We start from the raw sequence: 24,604 nt of genomic DNA, 5'->3' as shown, positions 1-24,604 counted from the left end.
CGGTGCGTCAGTCCGCGGTGCGGACCGTCACCACCGGCTCGTGGTGCACCGGGAAGTTCACCGAGGAGGCGATGAAGCAGTCCCGGGACGCCGGGCCGTGCAGGGCCGCGGCCCGCTCCCGCATCGACTCCTCGGCGATCTCCACCCGCGGGCGCAGCACCGCCGAGGTGAACCGGCCGCCGTTGCCCTCGGTCTCCATGGTGCCCTCGGCCTCGTCCGCGTAGGACAGCACGACCACGCCGTTCACCGCGCAGTGGTGCAGGTAGGAGAGCATGTGGCACTGGGTGAGCGCGGCCAGCAGCAGCTGCTCCGGGTTCCACCGGGAGCGGTCGCCGCGGAAGGTCGGGTCGGAGCTGCCCAGGATGCTCGGCACGCCCTCCGCCGAGACCGTGTGGTCGCGGGTGTAGGAGCGGTAGTGGTCGGTGCCGGTGCCGAGGTTGCCGGTCCACTCGATCCGGACCGCGTAGTGGTGGGAGCGGGAGAAGGCCATGCGGGTCACTCCTTGTCGTCCGCGGCCGGTCGGTCGGCCGCGCAGGTGTCCAGGACGTGCCGGCGGGCGGCTGCCGCGGCGGCCTCCGGGTCCCCGGCGGTGATCGCGTCGAGCAGGGCGCGGTGCTGGGCGTCCACCAGGCCGGTGCGGGCGGGGGCGCGCAGGGAGCGCAGGGTGGAGACCTGGATCTGGTCCCACAGCCGGTCCAGGGCGTGCAGCGCGACCGGGTTGGCGGCCAGCTCGGCGATCCGCCGGTGGAACGCCCGGTTCAGCCGGACGCCCGCGGCCAACTCCCCGTCCGCGGTGGCCCGGTGGGTGCGGTCGGCGAGTTCCGTCAGGTCCGCCAGCTCGGCCGGGGCGAGCCGCCCGGCCCGCTGTCGCTCCGCCGCCAGTTCGGCGGTCAGCGCCTCCAGCGCGGCCCGCACCCGGTAGACCTGCGCCAGCTCCTCCGCGTCCAGCCGGACCACCCGCAGGCCCCGCCCGGAGCCCGCCAGCAGCCCGTCCGCGGTCAGGGCCCGGAACGCCTCCCGCACCGGCGTGCGGCTCACCCCCAGCGTCCCGGCGACCTCCACCTCGCCCAGCCGGGAACCCGGCGGGTAGTGGCCGTCCAGGATCAGTTCCCGCAGGCGGCGGCGGGTGGTCTCGGTCTGCACGGCGCCAGGCTACAACTCTGCATGCATTGCATGCAATGAGCATGTGCATGATGCACATGTGCGGGGCGGGAACTCGTTGGGACCCGGACGGTGCGGTCCGCTATATTCGCGCAGCCTCGACCCGTACCCATCGCAGGGGGGAACGCCCAATGTCGTTCGACCAGGAGCGCACCGGGAAGGACGAACCGGACGCCGCTCGGGACGACACCCCGACCGCCCCGCCCGTCCTCTCCCTGGAGAAGACCGCCCCGCCCGCGGAGCCGGAGCCGGAGTCGGGGGCGGCGACGGAGCCGGTGGCGGACGTCGAGCCGGAGCCGGTGGCGGACGCGGCGCCGGCCCCCGCGGTCTCGTTCGCCAAGCGCGACATACCCGGCGGCGAGGACGCGGCCGAGGGCGCTGCCGCAGCGGTGCCGCCGCCCACCGCCCCGGCCCCGACGACGGTCGAGCCCGCCGTCGCCGCCCCCGCGCCCGCCAACCCGTGGGCGGCGCCCGCCGGTTCGGCACCGTCCGAGGCGCCCCCGGCCGCTCCCGCCCCCGCCGCCGTCCCCGCGGCGAGCGCCCCGGCCGCCCCGGTGAACCCCTGGGCCGCGCCCGCCCCCGGTGCGGCCCCCGCCGCTCCGGGCGCCCCGGCCGCGCCCGCGAACCCGTGGGCCCCCACCGGCGTCCGGCAGCCGTGGGGCAGCGGTGCCCTCCCGCCCGGTCAGGTCCCGGGCCAGGTGTCCGGACAGTTCCCGGTCCAGGTCGGGATGCCCGGCTACCCGGTGTACCCGGGCTACCCGCAGCCGCCCCGGTCGCCGGCCACCAACGGGCTGGCGATCGCCGCGCTGGTGGTGAGCTTCCTGTGCTACCTGGGCATCCTCGGGATCGGCCTGGGCATCGCCGCGCTGGTCCAGATCAAGCGGACCGGTGAGCGCGGCAGGGGCATGGCGGTCTCGGCCGTCGTGATCGGCACGGTCTGGCTGGTGCTGCTGGTCCTGGCCGTCACGACCGGCGCCTTCAGCGCCGGGTACGAGGACGACGCCCGCCCGCGCGGCCGCGCCACGCACGACACCGGCGGCACCGGGCTGTCGCCGCTCTCGCCGCTGAACCTGAACATCGGCGACTGCGCCAACCTGGCGGTCAGGACCGCGACCAAGAAGCCGGACTGCTCGGCGCCGCACAACGCCGAGGTGTTCTGGGCGGGCGTGTCCACCGCCAAGGGCGGCTACCCGGGCGAGAGGGCGCTGAAGGACGAGGCCGACGACCTCTGCTCGCACCACCTGGACGAGTACGTGATGGACACCTGGTCGATCCCGGAGGCGACGGAGTACCCGTTCGCCTTCCCGGACGCGGACTCCTGGAACGCGGTCGGCGGCCGCCGGATCGTCTGCTTCCTGAAGTCGGACAAGCCGAGCACCGGCTCGCTGCGCAAGGACCGCAGCAACCTGACCTCCGACCAGGTGCAGTTCCTGGAGGCCACCGACCAGTTCGACCGGCTCTGGATCGACGAGCCGGACGAGGACCTCGACGTCGCGGACGACCCGGAGGCCTTCCGCACCTGGGCCGGGAAGCTGGCCGCCGGGGCCGACCGGCAGGCCGCGATGCTGGAGGCCGCGCACTGGACCGGCGTCGACAAGTCGACCGTCACCCGGCTGGTGCAGGAGACCCGGGTCGCCGCCCGGCACTTCCGGGCCGCCGCGGCCGCCGCGGACAGCGGCACCGTCGAGGACGAGATCAGCGCCGCCCACGAGCACCTCGGCGACGCCTACGTCCTCGACCTGCGCCGTGCCCTGAAGCTGGCCACCCAGGACGAGGAGCCGGTCAAGCACCCCTCGGACCAGCTGGTCTGACCCGCGTCCGCCCCCCGCATCGCCCGGACGGGGCCGGGTGACCCACCGTCACCGGCCCCGTCGGCGTCCACCGGCTACCGGCCCTGCTCGCGCTCCCGCTCCCGGCTCCAGGCGGCGGCGTGCCGCACCAGGCGGGACGGCAGGGCGGGCGCGCCGCTCCAGTGCAGGTGCAGGTACGAGGCGTGCACCGAGCCGTGCAGGTGGCCCTCGGTGTGCGGACCGGCGGGGGTGCGCCAGCCCCAGGCGGGGGACGGTCCGGCCGCCGGGTCGGTGGCGGTGCGGTGGAACTCGTGCCCGCGGACCCGGGAGCCCGCCGCGGCGAGCGGGGAGTCGGCCAGCGCCACCGCCTCCCGGTAGCCGAGGGTCAGCCGGGGCGTCATCCGGGCCGCGGTGTCCAGCACCCCGCACATCGGCAGGCCGTCCAACTCCCGCCCCAGGTACAGCAGTCCGGCGCACTCGCCGACCACCGGAGCCCCGGCCGCGGCCAGGTCGGCGACCGCCGCGCGCAGCGCCGCGTTGGCGCTCAGCTCGGAGACGTACACCTCGGGGAAGCCGCCGCCGATCACCAGCGCGGCCGTCCGCTCCGGCAGCCGCTCGTCGTGCAGCGGGTCGAAGGGCACCACCTCGGCCCCGGCGGCGGCCAGCAGTTCGGCGTTCTCCGCGTACGAGAAGGAGAACGCCGCGCCGCCCGCCAGGGCGATCCGCGGCCGCGGGCCGTCGAGCGCCCCGACCTCCGCCGCCGCGCTCCAGGGGGCGTCGGTCAGCGGCGGGGCGGTCCGGGCCAGGGCCAGCACCGCGTCCAGGTCGACCGACCGGCCCACCAGTTCGCCCATCTCGCGCACCGCCCGCAGCGCCTCCGCGGAGCGCTCCACGGCCGGGACGAGGCCCAGGTGCCGGGAGGGCGTGTCGACCGCCCCGGCCCGGCGCACCGCGCCCAGCACCGGCACGCCCGCGCCCTCCTCCAGGGCCTCCCGCAGCAGCGTCTCGTGCCGGTCCGAGGCGACCTTGTTCAGGACCACCCCGGCCAGCCGCACCTGCGGGTCCCAGGAGGCGAAGCCGTGCACCAGCGCCGCCACCGACCGGGACTGCGAGGAGGCGTCCACCACCAGCACCACCGGCGCCCGCAGCAGCTTCGCGACCTGCGCCGTGGACGCCAGCTCGCCCCGCCCGGCGGCCCCGTCGTACAGGCCCATCACCCCCTCGACCACCGCGACGTCCGCCCCGGCCGCGCCGTGCGCGAACAGCGGGGCGATCCGCTCGGGGCCGCTCATCCAGGCGTCCAGGTTGCGGCCCGGGCGCCCGGCGGCCAGCGCGTGGTAGCCGGGGTCGATGTAGTCGGGGCCGACCTTGTGCGGGGAGACCTTCAGCCCGCGCGCGGCCAGCGCCGCGATCAGGCCGGTGGCCACCGTGGTCTTGCCCGCCCCCGAGGACGGCGCGGCCACCACCAGGCGGGGAATCACGTCGCTCAACTCGCTACCACTCGATACCGCGCTGGCCCTTGCGGCCCGCGTCCATCGGATGCTTCACCTTCGTCATCTCGGTGACCAGGTCGGCGAGTTCGAGCAGCGGCTCGGGCGCGTACCGGCCCGTCACCACCACGTGCTGGCTGCCCGGGCGGCCGCGCAGCACCTCGACCACCTCCGCCACGTCGATCCAGCCCCAGTGCAGCGGGTAGGTGAACTCGTCCAGCACGTAGAACCGGTACGTCTCGGCCGCCAGGTCCCGCTTGACCTGCTCCCAGCCCTCCCGGGCCGCCTCCTCCGAGGACTCGATGTCGCGCTGCACCCACGACCAGCCCGAGCCCATCTTGTGCCAGGCCACCGTGCCGCCCTGCCCGGACTCGCCGAGCACCCGCAGCGCGTTCTCCTCGCCGACCTTCCACTTCGCCGACTTGACGAACTGGAACACCCCGACCGGCCAGCCCTGGTTCCAGGCCCGCAGCGCCATCCCGAACGCCGCCGTGGACTTCCCCTTGCCCGGCCCGGTGTGCACCGCCGTGATCGGCAGCGTCCGGCGCTGCCGGGTCGTCAGGCCGTCGTCCGGGACGTTCTCCGCCACTCCCTTGGGCATGCTGCTCACGCCGCCTTTCGCGTCGTCGTCGTCGTCCGTGCTTCCCGCACCAGCGAGGCCACCCCTTCGGCCCGCAGCTCGTCCAGGCTGACCGCCTCACCGTTCAGGTGCGCCGCCAACTCCCGTGCCAGGCCCAGCCGGACGGGGCCCGACTCGCAGTCCAGCACCACCGCGGCCACGCCCTGCGCCGCCAGCAGACCGGCCGCCCGACGGGCCCGCGGCAGCGCGTCCCTGCCGCCGGTGGCCCGGCCGTCGGTCACCACCACCAGCAGCGGGCGCCGGTCCGGGTCGCGCAGCCGCTCCACCCGCAGCACCTCGTGCGCCCGCAGCAGGCCCGCCTCCAGCGGCGTCCGGCCGCCGGTCGGCAGCTGCTCCAGCCGGGCCGCGCCGACCTCCACCGAGGAGGTCGGCGGCAGCGCCAGCTCCGCGCCCGCGCCCCGGAAGGTCACCAGGCCGATCTTGTCGCGCCGCTGGTAGGCGTCCATCAGCAGGGACAGCACCGCGCCCTTGACCGCCGTCATCCGCTGCCGGGCCGCCATCGACCCGGAGGCGTCCACCACGAACAGCACCAGGTTCGACTCCCGGCCCCGACGCACCTGCTCGCGCAGGTCGTCCCGGCGCAGCACCAGCGCCCGCCCGCTGCGCCCGCGCGCGAGCTGGTGCGGGGCCGCCGCGCGCAGCGTCGCGCTCAGGTGCAGCCGCGCCAGCCTGCCCCGCGGGCGGCGGGCCCGGACCGTGTGCCCGGCCTCCGTCTCGGCGGGGGAGCGGCGGCCCTGGGCGCCGCGGCCGGTGCCGTCCACCTTGAACAGCCGGGTGCGGTACGGCTGGTCGGCCGCGACCGGCGCCGACTCCCGCGAGCCGCCCGGGCGTTGCTGCGGCGGGGCGGGCGGTCCGTCCGAACCCGCCTCGCCGGCAGGCGGGTCGGCGTCACCCAGGTCACCCAGGTCGCCGGGGTCGCCGGGGTCGGGCGCACCGCCACCGCCGCCGTCGCCACCACCGCCGGGGCCGTCGTCCTCCGGGCCTTCCGGCCCTTCCGGCGCCCGGTGCTCGGCCAGCGTCTCCTCCAACTGCTCCTCGTCCAGCCCCGGCGCGTCGAACGGGTTGCGCCGCCGCCGGTGCGGCAGCGCCAGCTGCGCGGCCTTGCGGACGTCCTCCTCCAGCACCGTCGTGCGCCCCGCCCAGGCGGCCAGCGCCACCGCGGTGCGGGCCATCACGATGTCCGCCCGCAGGCCGTCCACCTCGAACGCGGCGCACACCGCGGTGATCTGACGCAGCGCCGGGTCGGAGAGCTCCACGTCGGGCAGCAACTCCCGTGCGGCGGTGATCCGTTCGGCGAGCTCCCGCTCCCGCTCCGCCCAGCGGGCCGCGAAGCCGGCCGGGTCGGCGTCGTACGCGAGCCGCCGCCGCACCACCTCGGCGCGCTCGTCCGCGTCCCGGGTCGCCGCGATCTCCACGGTCAGGCCGAAGCGGTCCAGCAGCTGCGGCCGCAGCTCGCCCTCCTCCGGGTTCATCGTCCCGACCAGCAGGAACCGGGCCGCGTGCCGCACCGACACGCCCTCGCGCTCCACGTACGAGCGGCCCATCGCCGCCGCGTCCAGCAGCAGGTCCACCAGGTGGTCCTGGAGCAGGTTCACCTCGTCGATGTACAGCACGCCGCGGTGCGCCTTCGCCAGCAGGCCCGGCTCGTACGCCTGCACGCCCTCGGCGAGCGCCCGCTCCAGGTCCAGCGAGCCGACCACCCGGTCCTCGGCCACGCCCACCGGCAACTCGACCAGGTGCGCGGGCCGTTCGGCCGTCACCGCCCCCGCGTGCGGCCCGTCCGGGCACTGCGGGTCCGGCGCGGCCGGGTCGCAGGCGAACCGGCAGCCCGCGACCGTGGCGATCGACGGCAGCAGCCCGGCCAGCGCCCGCACCATCGTCGACTTCGCGGTGCCCTTCTCGCCCCGCACCAGCACCCCGCCCACGGCGGGCGAGACCGCGTTCAGCAGCAGCCCCAGCCGCAGGTCGTCCATGCCCACGATCGCCGTGAACGGATAACGGGCCTCGGTCACTTCGCACTCCCCATCTCCAGCGGGGCCGGGGCCCCGGGCGGCACGAACGGCAGGCCCGCCGGTGCCCCGTTCTCGATCAGCTTCCACAGCGCGTCCGTGTCGGCGTGCTCGGCGACCAGGTCGCCCAGCGCGTCGAGCTGCTGCTCGCGGGCGGCGGCGAAGGAGGTGTCCGGCGCCGGGACGAACGCGCGCCCGGCGGCGCGGGCCACCTCGGCCAGGAAGGCCCGGCGGAAGGCGTCGTTCTCCAGCAGCCCGTGCCAGGTGGTGCCCCACACCGCGCCCGCCCGGCAGCCGTCCAGCGGCCGCCCGGCGGCGTCGGTGACGAACGGCTCGCCGCCCTCCACCGCCACCACGCCGTGGTGGATCTCGTAGCCCTCCACCGGCTCGCCCAGCGCCGCCCCCGACGGCCGGGCCAGCACCTTCTCCGCCCCGAACACCACCCGGGTCGGCAGCAGCCCCAGGCCGTCCACCGCGCCGGACGACTTCGACTCCACGCCGTCGACGATCTCCCGCCCCAGCATCTGGTAGCCGCCGCACACCCCCAGCACCGGCAGCCCCGCCGCGGCCCGCGCCGCCAGCGGCCCGGCCAGGCCCTGCGCCCGCAGCCAGGTCAGGTCCGCGACGGTCGCCCGGGTGCCGGGCAGCACCACCAGGTCGGCGTCCGCGAGCTCCTCCGGCCGGGTCACCCAGCGCACCAGCACGCCCGGCTCCTGCGCCAGCGCGTCCACGTCCGTGAAGTTCGACAGCCGCGGCAGCCGCACCACCGCGACCCGCAGCACCTCCGTCCCCACCGGCCCGCCCGCCGCCGGACGGGTGGCCACCGCGGCCAGGCCCAGCGAGTCCTCGGCGTCCAGCCACAGGCCCGGCAGCATCGGCAGCGTGCCCAGCACCGGACGGCCGGTCAGCCGCCGCAGCATCTCCAGCCCCGGCTCCAGCAGTCGGGCGTCCCCGCGGAACTTGTTGACGACCCAGCCCGCGACCAGCGACTGGTCCTGCGGCGACAGCAGCGCCAGCGTCCCGAACATCGAGGCGAACACCCCGCCCCGGTCGATGTCCCCGACCACCACGACCGGCAGCCGGGCCGCCGTCGCCAGGCCCATGTTGGCGATGTCCCCGTCCCGCAGGTTGATCTCCGCCGGGGAGCCCGCGCCCTCGCACACCACCACGTCGAAGCGCGCCCGCAGGTCCGCCAGGCACTCCAACGCCCGCTCCAGCAGCACCGGTTTGCGCTCCCGGTAGTCCAGCGCACCGACCTCGGCGACCGGCCGACCCAGCAGCACCACCTGGCTGCGCCCGTCCGCGCCCGGCTTCAGCAGCACCGGGTTCATCGCCGCCTCCGGCGCCACCCCCGCCGCCTGCGCCTGCATCGCCTGCGCCCGGCCGATCTCCGCGCCGTCGGCCGTCACGAAGGAGTTCAGCGACATGTTCTGCGCCTTGAACGGCGCCACCCGCACCCCCTGCCGGGCCAGCCAGCGGCAGATCCCCGCCGTCACCACGCTCTTCCCGGCGTCCGAGGTCGTCCCGGCCACCAACAGCGCGCCGTTCACCGGCGAACTCCTTTCGAAGCGCCCCGCCAGGGGCGCGCGGAACCGTGCGCGGGGGACGGCGACCTGCCGAAGTCCCGTGCGGTGGAAGTCAGTCGAACCGTGATCCCGCTCCGCGGCGGGGTCACCCGCGCCGCCGCACGCCCAGCACCGCCCGCACGCCCAGCGTGGCCGCCAGGGCGAGCACGCCGACCCGGCGGGAGAGGCGGCAGGCGCGCTCGATGTCGGCGGCGCCGACCGGCGGCAGGCCCGCGCCCAGCACGGGCCGGTGCTCGACCCGCTCGCCGTAGCGCAGCGTCCCGCCCAGCTGCACGCCCAGCGCGCCCGCGAACGCGGCCTCGGCCTGGCCCGCGTTGGGGCTCGGGTGCGCGGAGCCGTCCCGCCGCCAGGTGCGCCACGTCCGGGCCGGGGCGCCGGACGCGGCGACGGTCAGCAGCGCGGTCAGCCGGGCGCCCGGCCAGCCCGCGAGGTCGTCCAGGCGGGCCGCGGCCCAGCCGAAGCGGCGGTAGCGGGCCGACCGGTGCCCGACCATCGCGTCCAGCGTGTTGACGGCCCGGAACGCCAGCAGCCCGGGGACGCCCGCGAGGCCGCCCCACACCAGGGCGTTGACCACCGCGTCGGCGGTGTTCTCGGCGACGGACTCGACCACCGCCCGCGCCACCTGCTGCTCGTCCAGGCCGGAGGGGTCGCGCCCGCACAGGTGCGGCAGCCGCTCCCGGGCGGCCGTCAGGTCGCCGTCCGCCAGCGAGCGCCCGATCGTCCGGGCCTCCCGGGTCAGCGACGTCCCGCCCAGCACGGTGAAGGTGGCCGCCGCGGCGAGCGCCCCGGCGGCGAGCGGCGAGCGTCGCACCGTCCGGGCGGCCACCTGGGCCGCACCCGCGACCGCGCCGACCGCGAGCGCGGTGTGCAGCGCCCCGGCGCCGCGGTGGTCGCGCCACAGGCGGCGCTCCAGGCGGGCCGCGGCGGTGCCGAACAGGGCGACGGGGTGTCCGCGCCGGGGGTCTCCGAACCGGGCGTCCGCGAGGTACCCCGCGGCCGCGCCCACCAGGTACGGGGCAGCCCGCATGGCGTCGTGTCCTCACTCAGGGTCCGCGCCCTGGATCGACGGAACGGGGGCCAGAGTCTCCTGACTCCCGGTCACCCCCGCGCGGGGTGTCCGGTCACAGTGGCGGGACCGCGCCGGACTCGCACCGGCTTCCTCTGCTTGCCTCCGTTTGGCCCGAAGATCCCACCACGCCCGCTTCGGTGCGGTCAACCGAGGCGGTGGAGGGTTTGGTCACACCCGGCCACGGCCCCGCCGGACCGTCCGGCGGGGCCAAGGACGCAGCTCAGGGCAGGTGCACGGCACTCGGGGGGCGGGCACGACGGGCCGCGGCGCGGTCGGCACCGGCGTGGAGCAGATCCGCAGCGCCCGGTTGTCGGCGCCGGTGCCGTACTCGTCGACGTGGGCGCCGTCGAGCAGTTCGCGCACCGGGTCGCCGTCCCACCGGAGCGTGAAGTCGGCCGAACCCGGCTTGCGGCCGGGGCTCTGCCCCTCGGCGCCGTGGAGGCCGCTGACCCCGGACGACCAGGACCCGGCGCCCGGACTGCCCGCGTACACGTCGTCGAGGACGCCGCGCCCGTCGTCGCAGCCGCAGTCGGGCCGGTGCCACAGGATCTGGCCGGTTCTCGCGTCCGCGAACCAGGCGGAGTACCTGGTGGTGGTCTCGTCGACCTCCAACTCCTCCAGGCCCGGACGGCCCGGGTCGCCGACGTGCACCGCATCGCCGTGCCCCTGCCCGGTGTTCCACGGTCCGCGCCCGTCCTCGCGGAGACGCCCGCCGGGATGCTCGGCCGGGTCATCGCCGCGATCAACCCGCTGGTCCTCCCGGCCTCCGTCTCCTCGACGGTGACCGCCGGACTGCCGGCCAGCGCGTTCCCCCCGGACTTCTCCGCGGCCGTACCCGCACCCGCCGAGCAGCCCCCGCCCCGCAACCGCCCCGCCCCGCAACCGCCCCGCCCCGGTTCGTCGCATCGCCCAGCCGCACCGCCCCGCGCCCGGCCCCGCTTCGTGCCATCCGCGGCTGTGGCCCGCCCCGCCCCCGCCCCTACCGTCGGGGGGCATGCGACGCAGACAGCCACCGGCCCCCGCACCGGTGCCGTTCTCCCCGGCCGCGGCCCGCGCCCACCGCACCGCCCTCGGCCTGACGGTCGACCAGGTCGCGGACGGCCTCGCCGCGCACGGCGTACGGCTGCTGCCCGGGCACGTCCTCGGCTGGGAACAGGGGCAGGTCACGCCCACCGAGGAGCAGCTGATCGCCCTCGCCCGCACCCTCTGGTGCCCGCCCGCCCGGCTGATGGGCACCGCCCCCGCCACCCTCCGCGACCACCGGATCGCCCGCGAACTCACCCCCGACCAGGCCGCCCGCCTGCTCGGCCTGGCCCCCGACACCTACCGGCGGGCCGAGGCCACCGGCCGCTGGACCGGCAGCGAGGAACAGACCCGCCTGCTCGCCCGCGTCCTCGCCCTCGACCTGCCCACCCTGCTCCGCCTCACCGGCCGCACCGCCGACCTCGACGCCCGCCTCCGCCAGGTCGTCCAGGGCCGCTGGCAGGCCCAGCTCGCCCCCGTCGCCCGCCTCGTCCCCGCCGACCCGGCCCTCCTCGAGCACGTCCTGGCCACCCTCCAGTCCGAGCACCACACCCCCACCTCCTGGGGCACCACCCCGCCCCCGCCCCGCCCCGAACCCACCCCCCGCTTCTGGCAGTTGCTCGCCGAGGCCGAACCCGGCCCCACCGGGAACGTCCCGCCCCACTGACCGTGGAGCGCCGACGCTCCGAGACCGCACCGGTACCGTCCGCACCCCCGGCCCGTCACCCACGCCTCCTAGGCTGTGACCGCGCCCCGCCCTCCGGACGGTCCGGCCCCGCGGGGAGCGAGGGGGAACGGCATGGGAGCGGGCAGGACACTCCGGCGCACCGCGCTCGCCGCTGCGGCTCTGGCCGTCCTGGCCGCGACCTCGGGGTGCACCGTCCCGGTCGACGCCGTCGCCGGGATCGCCGTGACCGAGGACGGCCACCTGCTGGGCGTCGTCCTGGTCTGCGGCCACCGGATCGACGCGGCGGTCCTCCACGCCGGGGACGGCTCCGATCACGAAGGCAGGGCCGGCAGGTGGACCGCCCGCTCGGCCCACGGCCCCGGGCTGACCACCTGGACGCTGGACGCGCCCGCCGAGGGCTGGGACGCCGACGGGCCCGTCGCCCCGCTGGTGGCCGGGACCACCTACACGTTCTACGGCGCGACCACGGACAACTCCTGGGCGTCGACCGCCGTCTCCTTCACCACGGCGGACCGGGACGGGCTCACCCCCGGGAACGTCCGCTACGACCGCATCGGCCCCGGGGGCGACTCCTCCCCGCGCACCGTCCCGATCGAGGAGTTCGAGGCCACGGCCTGCCGGGAGGGCTGACCGGCCCGGGCCCGGGCCCGGAGGGGCCGGTCGTGCCACCGGTCGGGCGCCGTCGGCCGTCACCCGGGGTGGCGCCCCGAATGGCCGTCCGCCGCGCGGGCAGGTGCACTGGGAGCACAGGACCGCCAGCACCCGGGAGAGCGCCATGCGTTGGGGAACCGCAGCCGCCGTCGCGGCCGCCGCAGCAGGAACCGGAACGGCGGCCTTCCTGCTGCTGGGCCGGAAGGTGTCCGACCGGGTGGTGCGACCCGGCACCGTGCAGGTGCGCTCCGCGCCGGCCCCGGTGAAGGTGCACGCCCTCGGGCCGGGCCGGGTGGTGCTGACCTCGACGCCCGACACCCGCCGCCGCGGGACGTACGCGCTGGAGTGGGGCGAGGACGGCCACGCGGTGGTCGGCGAGGTGCTGGAGCAGGGCGCGGACCGGGTCACCCGGCGGCTGGAGCGGGCCGACGGCGGGACGCTCGCGGTCGGCACCGAGGTCAGGGTCACCCCGCGGGTGCTGCTCGGCGACCCGCGCACCGCCCTCGGCCTGGACTACGCGGAGGTCGCCGTGGCCGGCGAGCTCGGCAGCCTCCCGGCCTGGCGCACCGCCGGCATCCGCGGCACCTGGGTGCTGCTGGTGCACGGCCCCGGCACCGGCCGCGAGCAGGCCCTGGCGGTGCTGCCGCTGCTGCACGCGCTGCGGCTGCCCACCCTGACCCTCAGCTACCGCGGCGACCGGGACGCGCCCGCCCCGCCCGACGGCCTGGGCCACTTCGGCGAGACCGAGTGGCAGGACGTCGAGGTGGCGGTGCGGTACGCGCTGTCCCAGGGCGCCGGGCAGGTCGTGCTGTACGGCTGGTCGGTCGGTGCGACGATCGTGCTGCACACCGCGGCCCGCTCCACCTGGCGCGACCGGATCGCCGGGGTGGTGCTGGACTCCCCGGTGCTGGACTGGTCCGAGACCGTCCGCCGGGAGACCGCCCGGGCCTGGTCGTCCCCGGCCCTGGGCGAGCTGGGGGCGCTCTCCGCGCAGGGCCGCACCGGCGTCGACCTGGCCGACTTCGCCCGGATCGCCTCCGGCGCCGACCTGCCCGCGCCCGCGCTGCTGCTGCAGAGCCCGGACGACCGGGTCGCCCCGTGGAGCGCCGCGCAGCGCCTCGCCGACGGCCGCGACGACCTGGTCAGCCTGCACCCGGTGCCGCACGCCGAGCACGCCGCGCTGTGGAACGCCGATCCGCAGGGCTACACCGAGGCGCTGCGCCGCTTCCTGACCCCGCTGCTCTGACCCCCGGACGGGCGGGACGGGAACCGGGGCGCCGCGTGCCGCGTCTCCGTCTCGGAACGGTCACCGAGCCCGCCATGTCCACGTCGAAAAGCGGAGTGCTTCGTCCCGTTTCGCGGTGACTCGTCCCCCCGTCGTTCGAGGCGTTCGCACGACGGGCCGAGACAGCCCGCCAGCCGATGTGACAGAAGGCCCGTACAAGGGGAAGACTGCACGGCGTGACGTCTCGGAACCCGCGCGACCGTGATGCCCCGCACCCGCCCCACCGCACCGGTGCGACGGTGACCCGTCTGCCCGGAACGGCGGCCGTCGGTCGTGCGGAGGGCACCCCCCCTGCCGCCACCCGCCGCCGGGTCCCCGCGAAGCCGGGGCGCGGCCGGGTGCCCGTCCCGGAGGGCTTCCCGGCACCCTCCGAGCTCGCCCCGCTGGCCCGCCGGATGCTCGCCGACGCCGTCCGGGTGGCCCGCTGGGCCGGTGAGCTCCCCGAGGTCGACAAGCGCGGCGAACTCCTCCCCGAGGACGCCCGCGCCGCCGGGCGCGCCCTCGCGATGACCGTCGGCGCCGCCGCCAACGCCTGGGGCCAGGCCCTGCTGGTCGGCCTGGTCGAGCTCCGCGACGGCGGTGCGGGCCCCGGCTGGCGGCTGCACGCCTGGGAGCACGACGACGAGGCGGTGATCCGCGGCTGGTCCGCGCTGTTCGACGCCTGGACGCTGCTGGCCCCCGTCCCGCCCGCCGCCCTGCGCGGCGTCTTCGCCCAGCTGGCCGGCCAGGCCGTCGACCAGGCCCCCCAGCTGCTGTCCTTCCTGCACCTGGTGGACGGCCCGGTCGCCGACAGCGAGCTGCTCGAACTGCTCCGCCGCGGCCTCGACGAGCGCCGCCTCGGCCCCGGCTCCGGCACCTTCCCGCTGTCGCCCGTCCCGCACGCCGCGTTCGCCGTCTCCGCCGTCCGCGGCACCTGCCGCGAACCGCAGATCGACACCCCGCACGCGCCCGCCGACGTCGCCGCCGTCCTGGACTGGATGCTCGACGGCCTGGCCGCCGTCGGCGCGCTCTCCCGCCGCGACGAGGCCGCCGAGCTCTCCCCGCTCGGCCACTGGGCCGTCCGGGCCAAGCTGGAGGAGATCTGCACCGTCGCGCAGACCGCCGCCGGCCACATCGAGCAGAGCGCCGTCGAGCTGCTCAGCGCCTGCGCCGACTACAGCCCCGGCCCGGCCCGCGCCGAGTACCGCGCCTGGGTCGCCGCCCGCCCCGCCGACCGCGCCGTCGTCGAGCTCCTCGAAGCCGCCCGCGGCGAGGACGCCCTCGTCCGCGGCCTCGCCTTCGAGGCGCTGCGCGTGGTGGCCGGCTCCACCGCCGAACAGGGCGTGCGCGCCGCCGTCGACGAGCCCGTCCTGCGCCCCTACGCGCTGCTCTGGCTGGCCGAACAGCTGGACGAGGAGGGGGTCTCCCCGGCCGACGTGCTCGGCGCGGAGGACGCCGCCTGGCTGTGGGTCGACACCGCCGCCGCGGTCCTCGACCACGGCGAGACGGCCCTGCTGGTCGGCCACGTCGAGGGCGCCTCCGCGGGCGAACCGGTCCGCCTGTTCCACCGCGCCCGCCAGTCCGGCCACCCGCGCGCCGCGAGCGTCCTGACCGCCGTCGCCTCCGTCCACCCCGACCCGGCCGTCGCCCGCGCCGCCCGCCGCAGCGCCTTCTCCGTCCACACCGGCGGCGCCTGAGCCGCACCGGCGCACGAAGAAGCCGCCCTCCCGGAGCGATCTCCGGGAGGGCGGCTTCTTCGCGTACCGCGGGGTCTCAGCCCCGGTTCTCGGCCCGACGGGCCCGCACCACGCCGACCTTCTCGCCGACCTTGCGGCGGATGACCAGCAGCGGCGCCATCGCGGCCAGCGCGATCTGGGCGACCGCACCGATGTGCATCAGGGTGTCGCCGCCGGGCAGGCCCGCCGCCCAGGAGGCGAGGCAGCCGATGGAGACCACGATCCAGGCGAGCGTCGCGGTGGCGAGCAGGCCCTGCGGCTTCGGGTACTCGATCCGGCTGACCATCAGGTAGGCCACGCCGAAGATCATCAGCAGGCCGGGGACGAACGGCGGGTCGAGCAGCACGATGGCCAGCACGGTCATCGCGCCCATCGGGCAGGGCATGCCCTGGAAGATCCCGGGCCGCATCTTGACCGCCGAGAAGCGGGCGAGGCGCAGCACCACGGCGAGCAGCACGGTCAGCGCGATGAACGCCGAGAGCTGCTGGTTGGTGCCGGGGGAGACCAGGCCCCACACGGCGACGAAGTAGGCCGGCGCGATGCCGAAGCTGATCAGGTCGGCCAGGTTGTCGAGCTCGGCGCCGAGCGCGGAGGAGCGCAGCTTGCGCGCCACCAGGCCGTCGAAGAGGTCGCACATGGAGCCGATCAGCAGCAGCGTCACCGCGGTGGCGGCGCTGTGCTTGACCGGCGCGCCGGACTCGTCGCTGAGGTGCGGGATGAGGATCCCGGTGGTGATCGAGTAGATCGCCAGGAAGCCGCAGACGGCGTTGCCGAGGGTCAGGAAGTCGGCGGTGGACAGGTGCTGGGGGGAGCGGGGGGCCCGCAGTTCGCGGTCCCGGGCCCAGCGGCGGCGGCGGAAGTCGGTCGACTCCTCGCCGTCGTCGAGGTCCATGAGGGTTTCCGGATCAGTCACGGTCAAGGCGAGTCACCCCGGCGGTGGTCTTCTGGCCGACCGTGACGCCGACCTCGACGCCCGCCGGCAGGTAGGTGTCGACGCGGGAGCCGAAGCGGATCAGGCCGACCCGCTCGCCCTGCTCGACCTTGGTGCCGGCGTCCACGTAGGGGACGATGCGGCGGGCCACGGCGCCCGCGATCTGCACCATCTCGATGTCGCCGAGCTCGGTGTCGAAGTGCCACACGACGCGCTCGTTGCGGTCGCTGTCCTTGTTGAACGCCGGGACGAACCCACCGGCGACGTGCTCGACGGACGTCACGGTGCCGGGCAGCGGCGCGCGGTTGACGTGGACGTTGAGCGGGCTCATGAAGATCGCGACCCGGGTGCGGCCGTCCGGCCACTCGTCGATGGACTGGACCACGCCGTCCGCCGGGGAGATGACACGGCCGGCGCCGATCTCGCGCTCGGGGTCGCGGAAGAACCACAGCATGCCAGCGCTCAGGGCGCAGGCGGGCACGGCCGCCAGGGCCCACTTGCCGGAACGCCGGGTGAGGGCGGTCGTCACGGCGGCGGTGGCCAGCGTGGGGACGAACCAGGGGGTGGCACCGCGCGCGATGGTCACGCGGGGACGGCGACCCTCGGGTCCGGGACCCTGGGCGGAGGTGTGAGGGGACGGGCTGATGGGCATCGAGGACCTTTAGTCGCGGCCCCGCGCGGGGACACTGAATGGCCCCTGGACGGGGGCCACCGCGGGGATCGAGTTGTGTGGACGGCTGCTGTCCGGGTGGATGCTATCGGGACCTGCCCGTATCTGGGCAAGCCGCCTGCTAGCCGGACTACGCCTGCCTGCGGAGTCGAGCACCTGCTATGCATACGACCGTAACCGGAGAGGGCGCGGTTCCCCAAGAGGTGCCGGGTCACGGGTGATTCACGTCTCAGTGACGGCGGAGTGACACGCGGTGCGCGGGGGCGGTCGACCGGCGCGTACCTGCACGAACGCGCCGGTCGACCGCCTCGGGCGCCGTTCCCGCCGTGGATCGGCTGACCGGGCCGGGGCGGGTGCGGCGCGGCGCGGACGGCGGGCCGCACGCCCACCGTCCGCGCCGGGACGGGCAGTTCAGTCGGCGAGCCGGTACTCCTCCAGGAGCCGGCGTCCCACGATCATCTTCTGGATCTCCGCGGTACCTTCACCGATCAGCAGCATCGGGGCCTCCCGGTACAGCCGCTCGATCTCGTACTCCTTGGAGAAGCCGTAGCCGCCGTGGATCCGGAAGGAGTCCTCGACGACCTCCTTGCAGTACTCGGAGGCCAGGTACTTGGCCATCCCGGCCTCCAGGTCGTTGCGCTGCCCGCTGTCCTTCTTGCGGGCGGCCATCACCATCATCTGGTGCGCGGCCTCGACCTTGGTGGCCATCTCGGCCAGCTTGAACTGGATCGCCTGGTGCTCGGAGATCTTCTTCCCGAAGGTGACCCGCTGCTGGGCGTACGCGATGCCCAGCTCGAACGCCCGCCGGGCCACCCCGCAGCCGCGCGCGGCCACGTTGACCCGGCCGACCTCGACGCCGTCCATCATCTGGTAGAAGCCCCGGCCCGGGACGCCGCCGAGGATCCGGTCGGCCGGGATCCGGACGTCCTGCAGCACCAGCTCGGTGGTGTCGACGCCCTTGTACCCCATCTTCTCGATCTTGCCGGGGACGGTCAGGCCGGGCACCGTCTCGTTCGGCCCGAAGCCCGGGGTCTTCTCGATCAGGAAGGTGGTCATGTTCTTGTACGGGGTGCTGCCGCCCTCGTCGGTCCGGCACAGCACCGCGACGACGCTGGAGGTGCCGCCGTTGGTCAGCCACATCTTCTGGCCGTTCAGGACGTAGAACTCGCCGTCCCTGACGCCCTTGGTGGAGATCGCCGAGACGTCGGAGCCCAGGCCGGGCTCGGACATCGAGAAGGCGCCGCGCAGCTCGCCGGCCGCCATCTTCGGCAGGAAGTGGTCCTTCTGCTCCTGGGTGCCGTGCGCGGTGATCATGTGCGCCACGATGAAGTGGGTGTTGACGATGCCGGAGACCGACATCCAGCCGCGGGCGATCTCCTCCACCACCAGGGCGTAGGTGAGCAGCGACTCGCCGAGGCCGCCGTACTCCTCGGGGATGGTCAGCCCGAACAGGCCGAGCTGCTTCATGCCCTCGACGATGGCGGTCGGGTACTCGTCCCGGTGCTCCAGTTCGGTGGCGACCGGGATGATCTCCTTGTCGACGAACTCCCGCACGGTGGCGAGGATGTCCCGCTGGATCTCGGTGAGGCCGTCGGTCTGTGCGAGGCGTCCCATCGTGCGGCTCCGTGAATGCTCGTGAAGGTGAGGGTGGGGGTTGGGGGGCTCCGCGGCGCGTGGCTGCCGCGGAGCCCCCGGGAACCGGGTAGGAGCCGGGGCGGATGACGGCCGCCCGGCCCGTCCGGGGCTCTGAGGGGCGGTCAGGCGAGCGGCTCGGGGCGGCCGGGCTGCTCGCCGCCGCGCTCCTTCACGTACGTCTCGGTCGGCACCATCACCTTGCGGCGGAAGGTGCAGACGACGGTGCCGTCCTGCTTGTAGCCCTTGGTCTCGACGTACACGATGCCGCGATCCGGCTTCGATGTCATGCGCTTGTCGAGAACCGTGGTCTCGCCGTACAGCGTGTCGCCGTGGAAGGTCGGTGCGACGTGCCGCAGCGACTCGATCTCCAGGTTGGCGATCGCCTTGCCGGACACGTCCGGGACGGACATGCCCAGCAGCAGCGAGTAGACGTAGTTGCCGACCACGACGTTCTTCCCCTGCACGGTGGTGGTCGCGTAGTTGGCGTCCATGTGCAGCGGGTGGTGGTTCATGGTGAGCAGGCAGAACAGGTGGTCGTCGTACTCGGTGACGGTCTTGCCGGGCCAGTGCTTGTAGACCGCGCCGACCTCGAACTCCTCGTAGGTGCGTCCGAACTGCATCGCGTCACGCCTCCGGGATCTCGAACTTGGTGGTGCGCTCCAGGCCGGCGGCCCGGCCCTTGCCCGCGATGACCAGGGCCATCTTGCGGCTGGCCTCGTCGATCATCTCGTCGCCGAGCATCGCCGAGCCCTTGGCGCCGCCCGCCTCCGAGGTGCACCAGTCGTACGCGTCGAGGATCAGCTCGGCGTGGTCGTAGTCCTCCTGCGAGGGCGAGTAGATCTCGTTCGCGGCGGCGACCTGGTCCGGGTGCAGCACCCACTTGCCGTCGAAGCCGAGCGCGGCCGAGCGGCGGGCCACCTCGCGGTAGCCCTCCTGGTTGCGGATCTGCAGGTAGGGGCCGTCGATGGCCTGCAGGTCGTTGGCGCGGGCGGCCATCAGGATGCGCATCAGGATGTAGTGGTAGGCGTCGGCGCCGTAGCCGGGCGGCTGCTCGCCGACCACCAGGGACTTCATGTTGATGGAGGCCATGAAGTCGGCCGGGCCGAAGATGATCGTCTCCAGCCGGGGCGAGGCGGCGGCGATCGCGTCGACGTTGACCAGGCCCTTGGCGTTCTCGATCTGCGCCTCGATGCCGATCTTGCCGACCTCCAGGCCGACGGTCTTCTCGATCTGGGTGAGCAGCAGGTCGAGCGCGACCACCTGCTCGGCGTCCTGGACCTTGGGCAGCATGATGCAGTCCAGGTTCTGCCCGGCGCCCTCGACCACGGTGATCACGTCGCGGTAGGTCCAGTGCGTGGTCCAGTCGTTGACCCGGACGACCCGGGTCTTGCCGCCCCAGTCGCCGTTGTTGAGGGCGTCCACGATGTGGTGCCGGGCGCTCTCCTTGACCAGCGGGGCGCAGGCGTCCTCCAGGTCGAGGAAGACCTGGTCGGCGGGCAGGCCCTGGGCCTTCTCCAGGAAGCGCGGGTTGCTGCCGGGCACGGCCAGGCAGGAACGGCGCGGACGGAGGCGGTTCACGGTCGTCATTGAGGGTGTTCCTTCCGGGTTCAGCCGGTCGCGGCGGTGGTCGCGGCCCACGGCTGGAGCCTGTTGGCCAGCCGGATCTCGTCGACGATCCGGCCGATGATGGTGGTGATGCCGAAGTCCTTGGGCGTGAACACGGCGGCCACGCCGGCGGCCCGCAGGGCCTCCGCGTCGGCTGCCGGGATGATTCCGCCCACGATCACCGGCACATCCTCCACCCCGGCCCGGCCCAACCGCTGTATGACGTCGGGCACAAGCTCCGGGTGCGCCCCGGAGAGGATGGACAGGCCCACGCAGTGCACGTCCTCGGCGACGGCCGCCGAGACGATCTGCTCGGGCGTCAGGCGGATGCCCTGGTAGACCACCTCGAACCCGGCGTCGCGGGCCCGGACGGCGATCTGCTCGGCGCCGTTGGAGTGCCCGTCCAGGCCGGGCTTGCCGACCAGCAGGCGCAGCTTGCCGGTGCCGAGCTCGGCGGCGGTGGCGGCCACCGCCTCCCGCACCGCGGCGAGTTCGCCGCCCGGCTCGGCCGCGACCGCGACCGGGGCGCCGCCGACGCCGGTGGGCGCCCGGTACTCGCCGAACACCTCGCGCAGCGCGAACGACCACTCGCCGGTGGTGGCACCGGCCCGGGCGCAGGCCAGGGTGGCCTCCATCAGGTTCTCCTCGGTGGCCGCCACCTCCTTCAGCCGGGCCAGCGCCCGCTGGACGGCGGCCTCGTCGCGCCCGGCCCGCCAGGCCGCCAGGTTGGCCAGCACGGAGCGCTCGGACGCCGGGTCCACCACCATGATGGCGGTGTCCAGGTCCGCGGTGAGCGGGCTCTCCTCGGTGCTGTCGAAGCAGTTGACCCCGACGACCTTGTCCTCGCCCGCCTCGATCCGCGCCCGCCGCTCGGCGTGCGAGGCCACCAGGTTGGACTTCAGGTAGCCGGACTCGACGGCCGGGATCACCCCGCCCATCCCCAGCACCTTGGCGATCTCCGCCTCGGCGCCCGCCAGCAGCTCGGCGGTCTTCGCCTCGACCACGTGCGAGCCGTTGAACAGGTCGCCGTACTCCAGCAGGTCCGACTCGTACGCCAGCACCTGCTGGATGCGCAGCGACCACTGCTGGTCCCACGGCCGCGGCAGGCCCAACGCCTCGTTCCAGGCCGGGAGTTGGACGGCGCGGGCGCGGGCGTCCTTGGAGAGCGTGACGGCCAGCATCTCCAGCACGATCCGCTGGACGTTGTTCTCCGGCTGCGCCTCGGTCAGGCCCAGCGAGTTGACCTGCACGCCGTAGCGGAAGCGGCGCTGCTTGGCGTCCCGGACGCCGTAGCGCTCCCGGGTGACCTTCTCCCACAGCTGGTTGAAGGCCCGCATCTTGCACATCTCCTCGACGAAGCGGACGCCCGCGTTCACGAAGAAGGAGATCCGGCCGACCACCTCGCCCATCCGCTCGGCCGGGACCTGCCCGGAGTCGCGGACGGCGTCCAGCACGGCGATCGCGGTGCACATCGCGTAGGCGATCTCCTGGACGGGCGTCGCCCCGGCCTCCTGCAGGTGGTAGCTGCAGATGTTGATCGGGTTCCACTTCGGCAGGTGCGCCACCGTGTAGGCGATCATGTCGGTGATCAGCCGCACCGACGGACCGGGCGGGAAGACGTGCGTCCCGCGCGACAGGTACTCCTTGACGATGTCGTTCTGGGTGGTGCCGGTCAGCTCGGCGACGTCCGCGCCCTGCTCCTCGGCGACCACCTGGTACAGCGCCAGCAGCCACATGGCGGTGGCGTTGATGGTCATCGAGGTGTTGGTGCGCTCCAGCGGGATCCCGTCGAACAGGGTCCGCATGTCGCCCAGGTGCCCGACCGGCACGCCGACCCGGCCGACCTCGCCGCGGGCGAGGGCGTGGTCGGAGTCGTAGCCGGTCTGGGTCGGCAGGTCGAAGGCCACCGACAGGCCGGTCTGCCCCTTGGCGAGGTTGCGCCGGTACAGCGCGTTGGAGTCGCTCGCGGTGGAGTGCCCGGCGTAGGTGCGCATCAGCCAGGGCCGGTCACGTTCCTGAGCGGCCATCAGACGTCCCGGAAGGCGTTGATCTTGGTGAGGTGCTGCGCCCGCAGCTCGTGGTCGCGCACGCCCAGGCCCTCCTGCGGGGCCAGGCACAGGACGCCGACCTTGCCCTGGTGCTTGTTGTGGTGCACGTCCAGGGCGGCCTGGCCGGTCTCCTCCAGGGAGTAGACCTTGGACAGGGTCGGGTGGATCCTGCCCTTGGCGACCAGGCGGTTGGCCTCGAAGGCCTCGCGGTAGTTGGCGAAGTGCGAGCCGACGATCCGCTTGAGCGACATCCACAGGTAGCGGTTGTCGTACTGGTGCATGTAGCCGGAGGTGGAGGCGCAGGTCACGATGGTGCCGCCCTTGCGGGTGACGTACACCGAGGCGCCGAAGGTCTCCCGGCCCGGGTGCTCGAAGACGATGTCCACGTCCTCGCCGCCGGTGAACTCGCGGATCTTCGAGCCCAGGCGCTTCCACTCGCGCGGGTCCTGGTTCTGCTCGTCCTTCCAGAACCGGTAGCCCTCGGCGGAGCGGTCGATGATCGCCTCGGCGCCCATCGCCCGGCAGATCTCCGCCTTCTGCGGGCTGGAGACCACGCAGATCGGGGTGGCGCCGCCGGCCAGCGCGTACTGGGTGGCGTACGAGCCGAGGCCGCCGCTGGCGCCCCAGATCAGCACGTTGTCGCCCTGCTTCATGCCCGCGCCGTTGCGCGAGACCAGCTGCCGGTAGGCGGTGGAGTTGACCAGGCCCGGGGAGGCGGCCTCCTCCCAGGTCAGGTGCTTGGGCTTGGGCAGCAGCTGGTTGGTCTTCACCAGGGCGATCTGGGCCAGGCCGCCGAAGTTGGTCTCGAAGCCCCAGATCCGCTGCTCCGGGTCCATCATCGTGTCGTTGTGGCCGTCCGGGGACTCCAGTTCGACCGACAGGCAGTGCGCGACGACCTCGTCGCCGGGCTTCCAGGCGTTGACCCCGGCGCCGGTGCGCAGCACCACGCCCGCCAGGTCGGAGCCGAGCACGTGGTACGGCAGGTCGTGGCGCGCGGTCAGCGGCGAGAGGCGGCCGTAGCGCTCCAGGAAGCCGAAGGTGGAGACCGGCTCGAAGATCGAGCTCCACACGGTGTTGTAGTTGACCGAGCTGGCCATCACGGCCACCAGGGCCTCGCCCGGGCCGAGTTCGGGCAGCGGCACGTCGTCCAGGTGGAGCGACTTGCGCGGGTCCTTGTCCCGGCTGGCCAGGCCGGCGAACATCTGCTCCTCGTCCTTGTGGAGCGTCACGGCCCGGTAGGACTCGGGCAGCGCCAGGGCGGCGTAGTCGGCGGACGTGGCGTCGCCGCTGAGGATCGCGTCGAGAATTTCCTGCATGGCTGCCTCCGAAGGCGTACCTGTGCGAGGGACACAGGGCGTCTGGGGGAGCCGGGAGCGGACACCGGCTTCGCGTTGAGGGTCTGAGGGTGGTGCGTGGCTGGTGCGACGGTGGGTGGGTGTCGCGTGGGTGCTGCTGGTTCTCGCCCCCCGGGTAGGGGACGCCGGAAGACGGCGCGCCGAGGTGGGGAGCCGCGGCGCCGCAGCCGGTGGGAACAAGGTAGTGGCACCCTGTGCCACTCGTAAAGACACGCGGTGCCAAGTTCTGGCGTGAGCAAGGACACGCCGTGCCGACCGGCCCCGGGCAGGCCGAAGGCCCGTTCCCGACAGCGGGAACGGGCCTTCGAAATCGCCGGTGATCTGCGGAAACCGCCTGTGTTACGCGGGAGTTCTCCCGGCCAGGGCGGCTCGGATGGAATCCACCACCGTCTCCAGCGGTGCGTCCGTCCGAGCGACTGTGATCAGGACCTCACCGCCCGGACTGGCACTCAGTGCGCTCACCGCCTCGGCCTCCCCACCCTCCCCACTGGCACCGGGTGCCAGGCTGGCGCCGCGGCGGCGCGCCCCGCTCGGCGGGGTCGGCCAGAACGTCCCCCGGATCACCCCGAAGGAGTGGTCGAGCTGCGCCTCCACGTCGCCGTGCCCGCCCGCCCGCAGCCAGCGCCGCAGCACGTGGTTGTGCGCCGCGACCACCGCCGCCGCCGACACCTCCGCCAGCATCGAGTCGTCGTCCCCGCCGCGCTGCCAGCCCGGCGGCGTCTGCTCGGCCGCGTCGAACCGGCCCAGCAGGTAGCGGGTGAACAGCCGCTCGTAGCGGGAGACCACCGCGATCTCCCGCTCGCGCAGCGCCGGGACCTGCCGGATCAGCTGGTAGCGGGCCACCGACATCTCCGGCGTGGAGGCGTACATCCGCAGCACCTCCTTGATGCCGCGGCACACCACGTCCAGCGGGTGCTCCTCGGCGTCGGCGCTGGCCAGCAGGTCCGCCACCCGCACCAGGGTGTCGTCGTGGTCCGGGAAGATCGCCTCCTCCTTCGACCGGAAGTACCGGAAGAAGGTCCGCCGAGCCACCCCGGCCGCGGCCGCGATCTGATCGACCGTCGTCTCCTCGTACCCCTGGGTGGCGAACAGCTCCATCGCCGCGGCGGTCAGGTCCTGGCGCATCTGCAGGCGCTGGGCGGCGGCCCGGCGACTGCCCGGCCCGGACTCCGTACCCGCACGCGACTGGTCGGGCCCGGCGGCCGGCGGCTGCTGCGGGGGAGGCGAGGTCTGGCGATCCATGCCCGGAACGC

Annotated in this window: 21 protein-coding genes and 1 riboswitch; of the genes, 5 read left to right on the top strand and 16 right to left on the bottom strand. The window is 74.7% G+C overall.

Annotation, left to right across the window (positions count from 1 at the left end):
• Positions 1 to 7 precede the first annotated feature (7 nt).
• Both QSK52_RS08400 and QSK52_RS08395 read right to left on the bottom strand, forming a co-directional pair.
• Entirely contained in the window at positions 8 to 490 is a 483-nt protein-coding gene (locus QSK52_RS08400; protein ID WP_285735285.1) for an OsmC family protein, read from the bottom strand.
• A gap of 5 nt (positions 491 to 495) precedes the next feature.
• Positions 496 to 1,143 carry a GntR family transcriptional regulator gene (locus tag QSK52_RS08395; RefSeq protein WP_285735284.1) on the bottom strand — a complete coding sequence of 216 codons (648 nt, stop codon included), beginning with the start codon at positions 1,141 to 1,143 and terminating at the stop codon, positions 496 to 498.
• A 149-nt stretch (positions 1,144 to 1,292) separates the two neighbouring features.
• Here QSK52_RS08395 and QSK52_RS08390 point away from each other — a divergent pair, with 149 nt between their 5' ends.
• Positions 1,293 to 2,972 (top strand): DUF4190 domain-containing protein, encoded by a 1,680-nt coding sequence (locus QSK52_RS08390; protein WP_285735283.1) that lies wholly within the window; start codon positions 1,293 to 1,295, stop codon positions 2,970 to 2,972.
• Between the two features lie 74 nt (positions 2,973 to 3,046).
• Here QSK52_RS08390 and QSK52_RS08385 read toward each other — a convergent pair whose 3' ends face one another.
• From QSK52_RS08385 to QSK52_RS08360, 6 genes are all read right to left on the bottom strand, one after another.
• Positions 3,047 to 4,432, bottom strand: coding sequence for a cobyrinate a,c-diamide synthase (locus QSK52_RS08385; protein WP_435053201.1), 1,386 nt, complete (start codon positions 4,430 to 4,432; stop codon positions 3,047 to 3,049).
• A 13-nt stretch (positions 4,433 to 4,445) separates the two neighbouring features.
• Positions 4,446 to 5,042 (bottom strand): cob(I)yrinic acid a,c-diamide adenosyltransferase, encoded by a 597-nt coding sequence (cobO, locus tag QSK52_RS08380; RefSeq protein ID WP_285735281.1) that lies wholly within the window; start codon positions 5,040 to 5,042, stop codon positions 4,446 to 4,448.
• Positions 5,043 to 5,047: 5 nt separating this feature from the next.
• Positions 5,048 to 7,054 carry a putative cobaltochelatase gene (locus QSK52_RS08375; RefSeq protein ID WP_285735453.1) on the bottom strand — a complete coding sequence of 669 codons (2,007 nt, stop codon included), beginning with the start codon at positions 7,052 to 7,054 and terminating at the stop codon, positions 5,048 to 5,050.
• A gap of 35 nt (positions 7,055 to 7,089) precedes the next feature.
• Positions 7,090 to 8,640, bottom strand: coding sequence for a cobyric acid synthase (locus QSK52_RS08370; protein ID WP_285735280.1), 1,551 nt, complete (start codon positions 8,638 to 8,640; stop codon positions 7,090 to 7,092).
• Positions 8,641 to 8,761: 121 nt separating this feature from the next.
• Positions 8,762 to 9,703, bottom strand: coding sequence for a cobalamin biosynthesis protein (locus QSK52_RS08365; RefSeq protein WP_285735279.1), 942 nt, complete (start codon positions 9,701 to 9,703; stop codon positions 8,762 to 8,764).
• 31 nt (positions 9,704 to 9,734) lie between these two features.
• A riboswitch (cobalamin riboswitch) is annotated at positions 9,735 to 9,864 on the bottom strand.
• Between the two features lie 49 nt (positions 9,865 to 9,913).
• A complete protein-coding gene (locus tag QSK52_RS08360; RefSeq protein ID WP_352230275.1) occupies positions 9,914 to 10,651 on the bottom strand; it encodes a hypothetical protein in 738 nt (245 codons plus the stop codon).
• A gap of 88 nt (positions 10,652 to 10,739) precedes the next feature.
• Between QSK52_RS08360 and QSK52_RS08355 the strand changes: the two genes are divergently transcribed.
• From QSK52_RS08355 to QSK52_RS08340, 4 genes are all read left to right on the top strand, one after another.
• Positions 10,740 to 11,435, top strand: coding sequence for a transcriptional regulator (locus QSK52_RS08355; RefSeq protein WP_285735277.1), 696 nt, complete (start codon positions 10,740 to 10,742; stop codon positions 11,433 to 11,435).
• 132 nt (positions 11,436 to 11,567) lie between these two features.
• Entirely contained in the window at positions 11,568 to 12,086 is a 519-nt protein-coding gene (locus tag QSK52_RS08350) for a hypothetical protein (protein ID WP_285735276.1), read from the top strand.
• Positions 12,087 to 12,231: 145 nt separating this feature from the next.
• A complete protein-coding gene (locus QSK52_RS08345; protein WP_285735275.1) occupies positions 12,232 to 13,353 on the top strand; it encodes an alpha/beta hydrolase family protein in 1,122 nt (373 codons plus the stop codon).
• 278 nt (positions 13,354 to 13,631) lie between these two features.
• Positions 13,632 to 15,068: a hypothetical protein gene (locus QSK52_RS08340; protein WP_285735274.1), complete on the top strand. Its 1,437-nt coding sequence runs from the start codon at positions 13,632 to 13,634 to the stop codon at positions 15,066 to 15,068.
• 76 nt (positions 15,069 to 15,144) lie between these two features.
• On the opposite strand, the gene QSK52_RS08335 is transcribed toward QSK52_RS08340, so the two are convergent.
• The 8 genes from QSK52_RS08335 to QSK52_RS08300 all read right to left on the bottom strand — a co-directional run bounded on the left by QSK52_RS08335 (position 15,145) and on the right by QSK52_RS08300 (position 24,593).
• Positions 15,145 to 15,999 carry a CDP-alcohol phosphatidyltransferase family protein gene (locus QSK52_RS08335; RefSeq protein ID WP_285735273.1) on the bottom strand — a complete coding sequence of 285 codons (855 nt, stop codon included), beginning with the start codon at positions 15,997 to 15,999 and terminating at the stop codon, positions 15,145 to 15,147.
• Positions 16,000 to 16,012: 13 nt separating this feature from the next.
• On the bottom strand, positions 16,013 to 16,690 hold the full coding sequence (locus QSK52_RS08330) for a phosphatidylserine decarboxylase (protein WP_030459326.1): 678 nt from the start codon (positions 16,688 to 16,690) through the stop codon (positions 16,013 to 16,015).
• 429 nt (positions 16,691 to 17,119) lie between these two features.
• Complete coding sequence (locus QSK52_RS08325) at positions 17,120 to 18,322, bottom strand: acyl-CoA dehydrogenase family protein (RefSeq protein WP_285735272.1); 1,203 nt, start codon at positions 18,320 to 18,322, stop codon at positions 17,120 to 17,122.
• Between the two features lie 143 nt (positions 18,323 to 18,465).
• Positions 18,466 to 18,963 (bottom strand): MaoC family dehydratase, encoded by a 498-nt coding sequence (locus tag QSK52_RS08320; RefSeq protein WP_285735271.1) that lies wholly within the window; start codon positions 18,961 to 18,963, stop codon positions 18,466 to 18,468.
• Positions 18,964 to 18,967: 4 nt separating this feature from the next.
• On the bottom strand, positions 18,968 to 19,930 hold the full coding sequence (locus tag QSK52_RS08315) for an HpcH/HpaI aldolase/citrate lyase family protein (protein WP_285735270.1): 963 nt from the start codon (positions 19,928 to 19,930) through the stop codon (positions 18,968 to 18,970).
• A gap of 20 nt (positions 19,931 to 19,950) precedes the next feature.
• Entirely contained in the window at positions 19,951 to 21,975 is a 2,025-nt protein-coding gene (locus QSK52_RS08310; RefSeq protein ID WP_285735269.1) for a protein meaA, read from the bottom strand.
• Positions 21,975 to 23,312 (bottom strand): crotonyl-CoA carboxylase/reductase, encoded by a 1,338-nt coding sequence (ccrA, locus tag QSK52_RS08305; RefSeq protein WP_285735268.1) that lies wholly within the window; start codon positions 23,310 to 23,312, stop codon positions 21,975 to 21,977. Before ccrA ends, QSK52_RS08310 begins: the two co-directional genes overlap by 1 nt.
• A 378-nt stretch (positions 23,313 to 23,690) precedes the next feature.
• A complete protein-coding gene (locus QSK52_RS08300) occupies positions 23,691 to 24,593 on the bottom strand; it encodes a TetR family transcriptional regulator (protein WP_285735267.1) in 903 nt (300 codons plus the stop codon).
• Positions 24,594 to 24,604: the final 11 nt, after the last annotated feature.

The organism is Kitasatospora phosalacinea, from assembly GCF_030268885.1.
GTDB classification, from domain to species: domain Bacteria; phylum Actinomycetota; class Actinomycetes; order Streptomycetales; family Streptomycetaceae; genus Kitasatospora; species Kitasatospora phosalacinea_C.
This window is presented reverse-complemented; position numbering and strand designations above follow the sequence as displayed.

Excerpts from the sequence above, each read along its gene's own strand:
- QSK52_RS08335 (WP_285735273.1), bottom strand. The coding sequence starts at position 15,999 with ATGGACCTCGACGACGGCGAGGAGTCGACCGACTTCCGCCGCCGCCGC.
- QSK52_RS08345 (WP_285735275.1), top strand. The coding sequence starts at position 12,232 with ATGCGTTGGGGAACCGCAGCCGCCGTCGCGGCCGCCGCAGCAGGAACC.
- QSK52_RS08320 (WP_285735271.1), bottom strand. The coding sequence starts at position 18,963 with ATGCAGTTCGGACGCACCTACGAGGAGTTCGAGGTCGGCGCGGTCTAC.
- cobO (WP_285735281.1), bottom strand. The coding sequence starts at position 5,042 with ATGCCCAAGGGAGTGGCGGAGAACGTCCCGGACGACGGCCTGACGACC.
- QSK52_RS08300 (WP_285735267.1), bottom strand. The coding sequence starts at position 24,593 with ATGGATCGCCAGACCTCGCCTCCCCCGCAGCAGCCGCCGGCCGCCGGG.
- QSK52_RS08310 (WP_285735269.1), bottom strand. The coding sequence starts at position 21,975 with ATGGCCGCTCAGGAACGTGACCGGCCCTGGCTGATGCGCACCTACGCC.
- QSK52_RS08365 (WP_285735279.1), bottom strand. The coding sequence starts at position 9,703 with ATGCGGGCTGCCCCGTACCTGGTGGGCGCGGCCGCGGGGTACCTCGCG.
- QSK52_RS08330 (WP_030459326.1), bottom strand. The coding sequence starts at position 16,690 with ATGCCCATCAGCCCGTCCCCTCACACCTCCGCCCAGGGTCCCGGACCC.
- QSK52_RS08355 (WP_285735277.1), top strand. The coding sequence starts at position 10,740 with ATGCGACGCAGACAGCCACCGGCCCCCGCACCGGTGCCGTTCTCCCCG.
- QSK52_RS08360 (WP_352230275.1), bottom strand. The coding sequence starts at position 10,651 with ATGCGACGAACCGGGGCGGGGCGGTTGCGGGGCGGGGCGGTTGCGGGG.
- QSK52_RS08375 (WP_285735453.1), bottom strand. The coding sequence starts at position 7,054 with ATGGACGACCTGCGGCTGGGGCTGCTGCTGAACGCGGTCTCGCCCGCC.
- QSK52_RS08315 (WP_285735270.1), bottom strand. The coding sequence starts at position 19,930 with ATGACGACCGTGAACCGCCTCCGTCCGCGCCGTTCCTGCCTGGCCGTG.
- ccrA (WP_285735268.1), bottom strand. The coding sequence starts at position 23,312 with ATGCAGGAAATTCTCGACGCGATCCTCAGCGGCGACGCCACGTCCGCC.
- QSK52_RS08390 (WP_285735283.1), top strand. The coding sequence starts at position 1,293 with ATGTCGTTCGACCAGGAGCGCACCGGGAAGGACGAACCGGACGCCGCT.
- QSK52_RS08400 (WP_285735285.1), bottom strand. The coding sequence starts at position 490 with ATGGCCTTCTCCCGCTCCCACCACTACGCGGTCCGGATCGAGTGGACC.
- QSK52_RS08325 (WP_285735272.1), bottom strand. The coding sequence starts at position 18,322 with ATGGGACGCCTCGCACAGACCGACGGCCTCACCGAGATCCAGCGGGAC.
- QSK52_RS08350 (WP_285735276.1), top strand. The coding sequence starts at position 11,568 with ATGGGAGCGGGCAGGACACTCCGGCGCACCGCGCTCGCCGCTGCGGCT.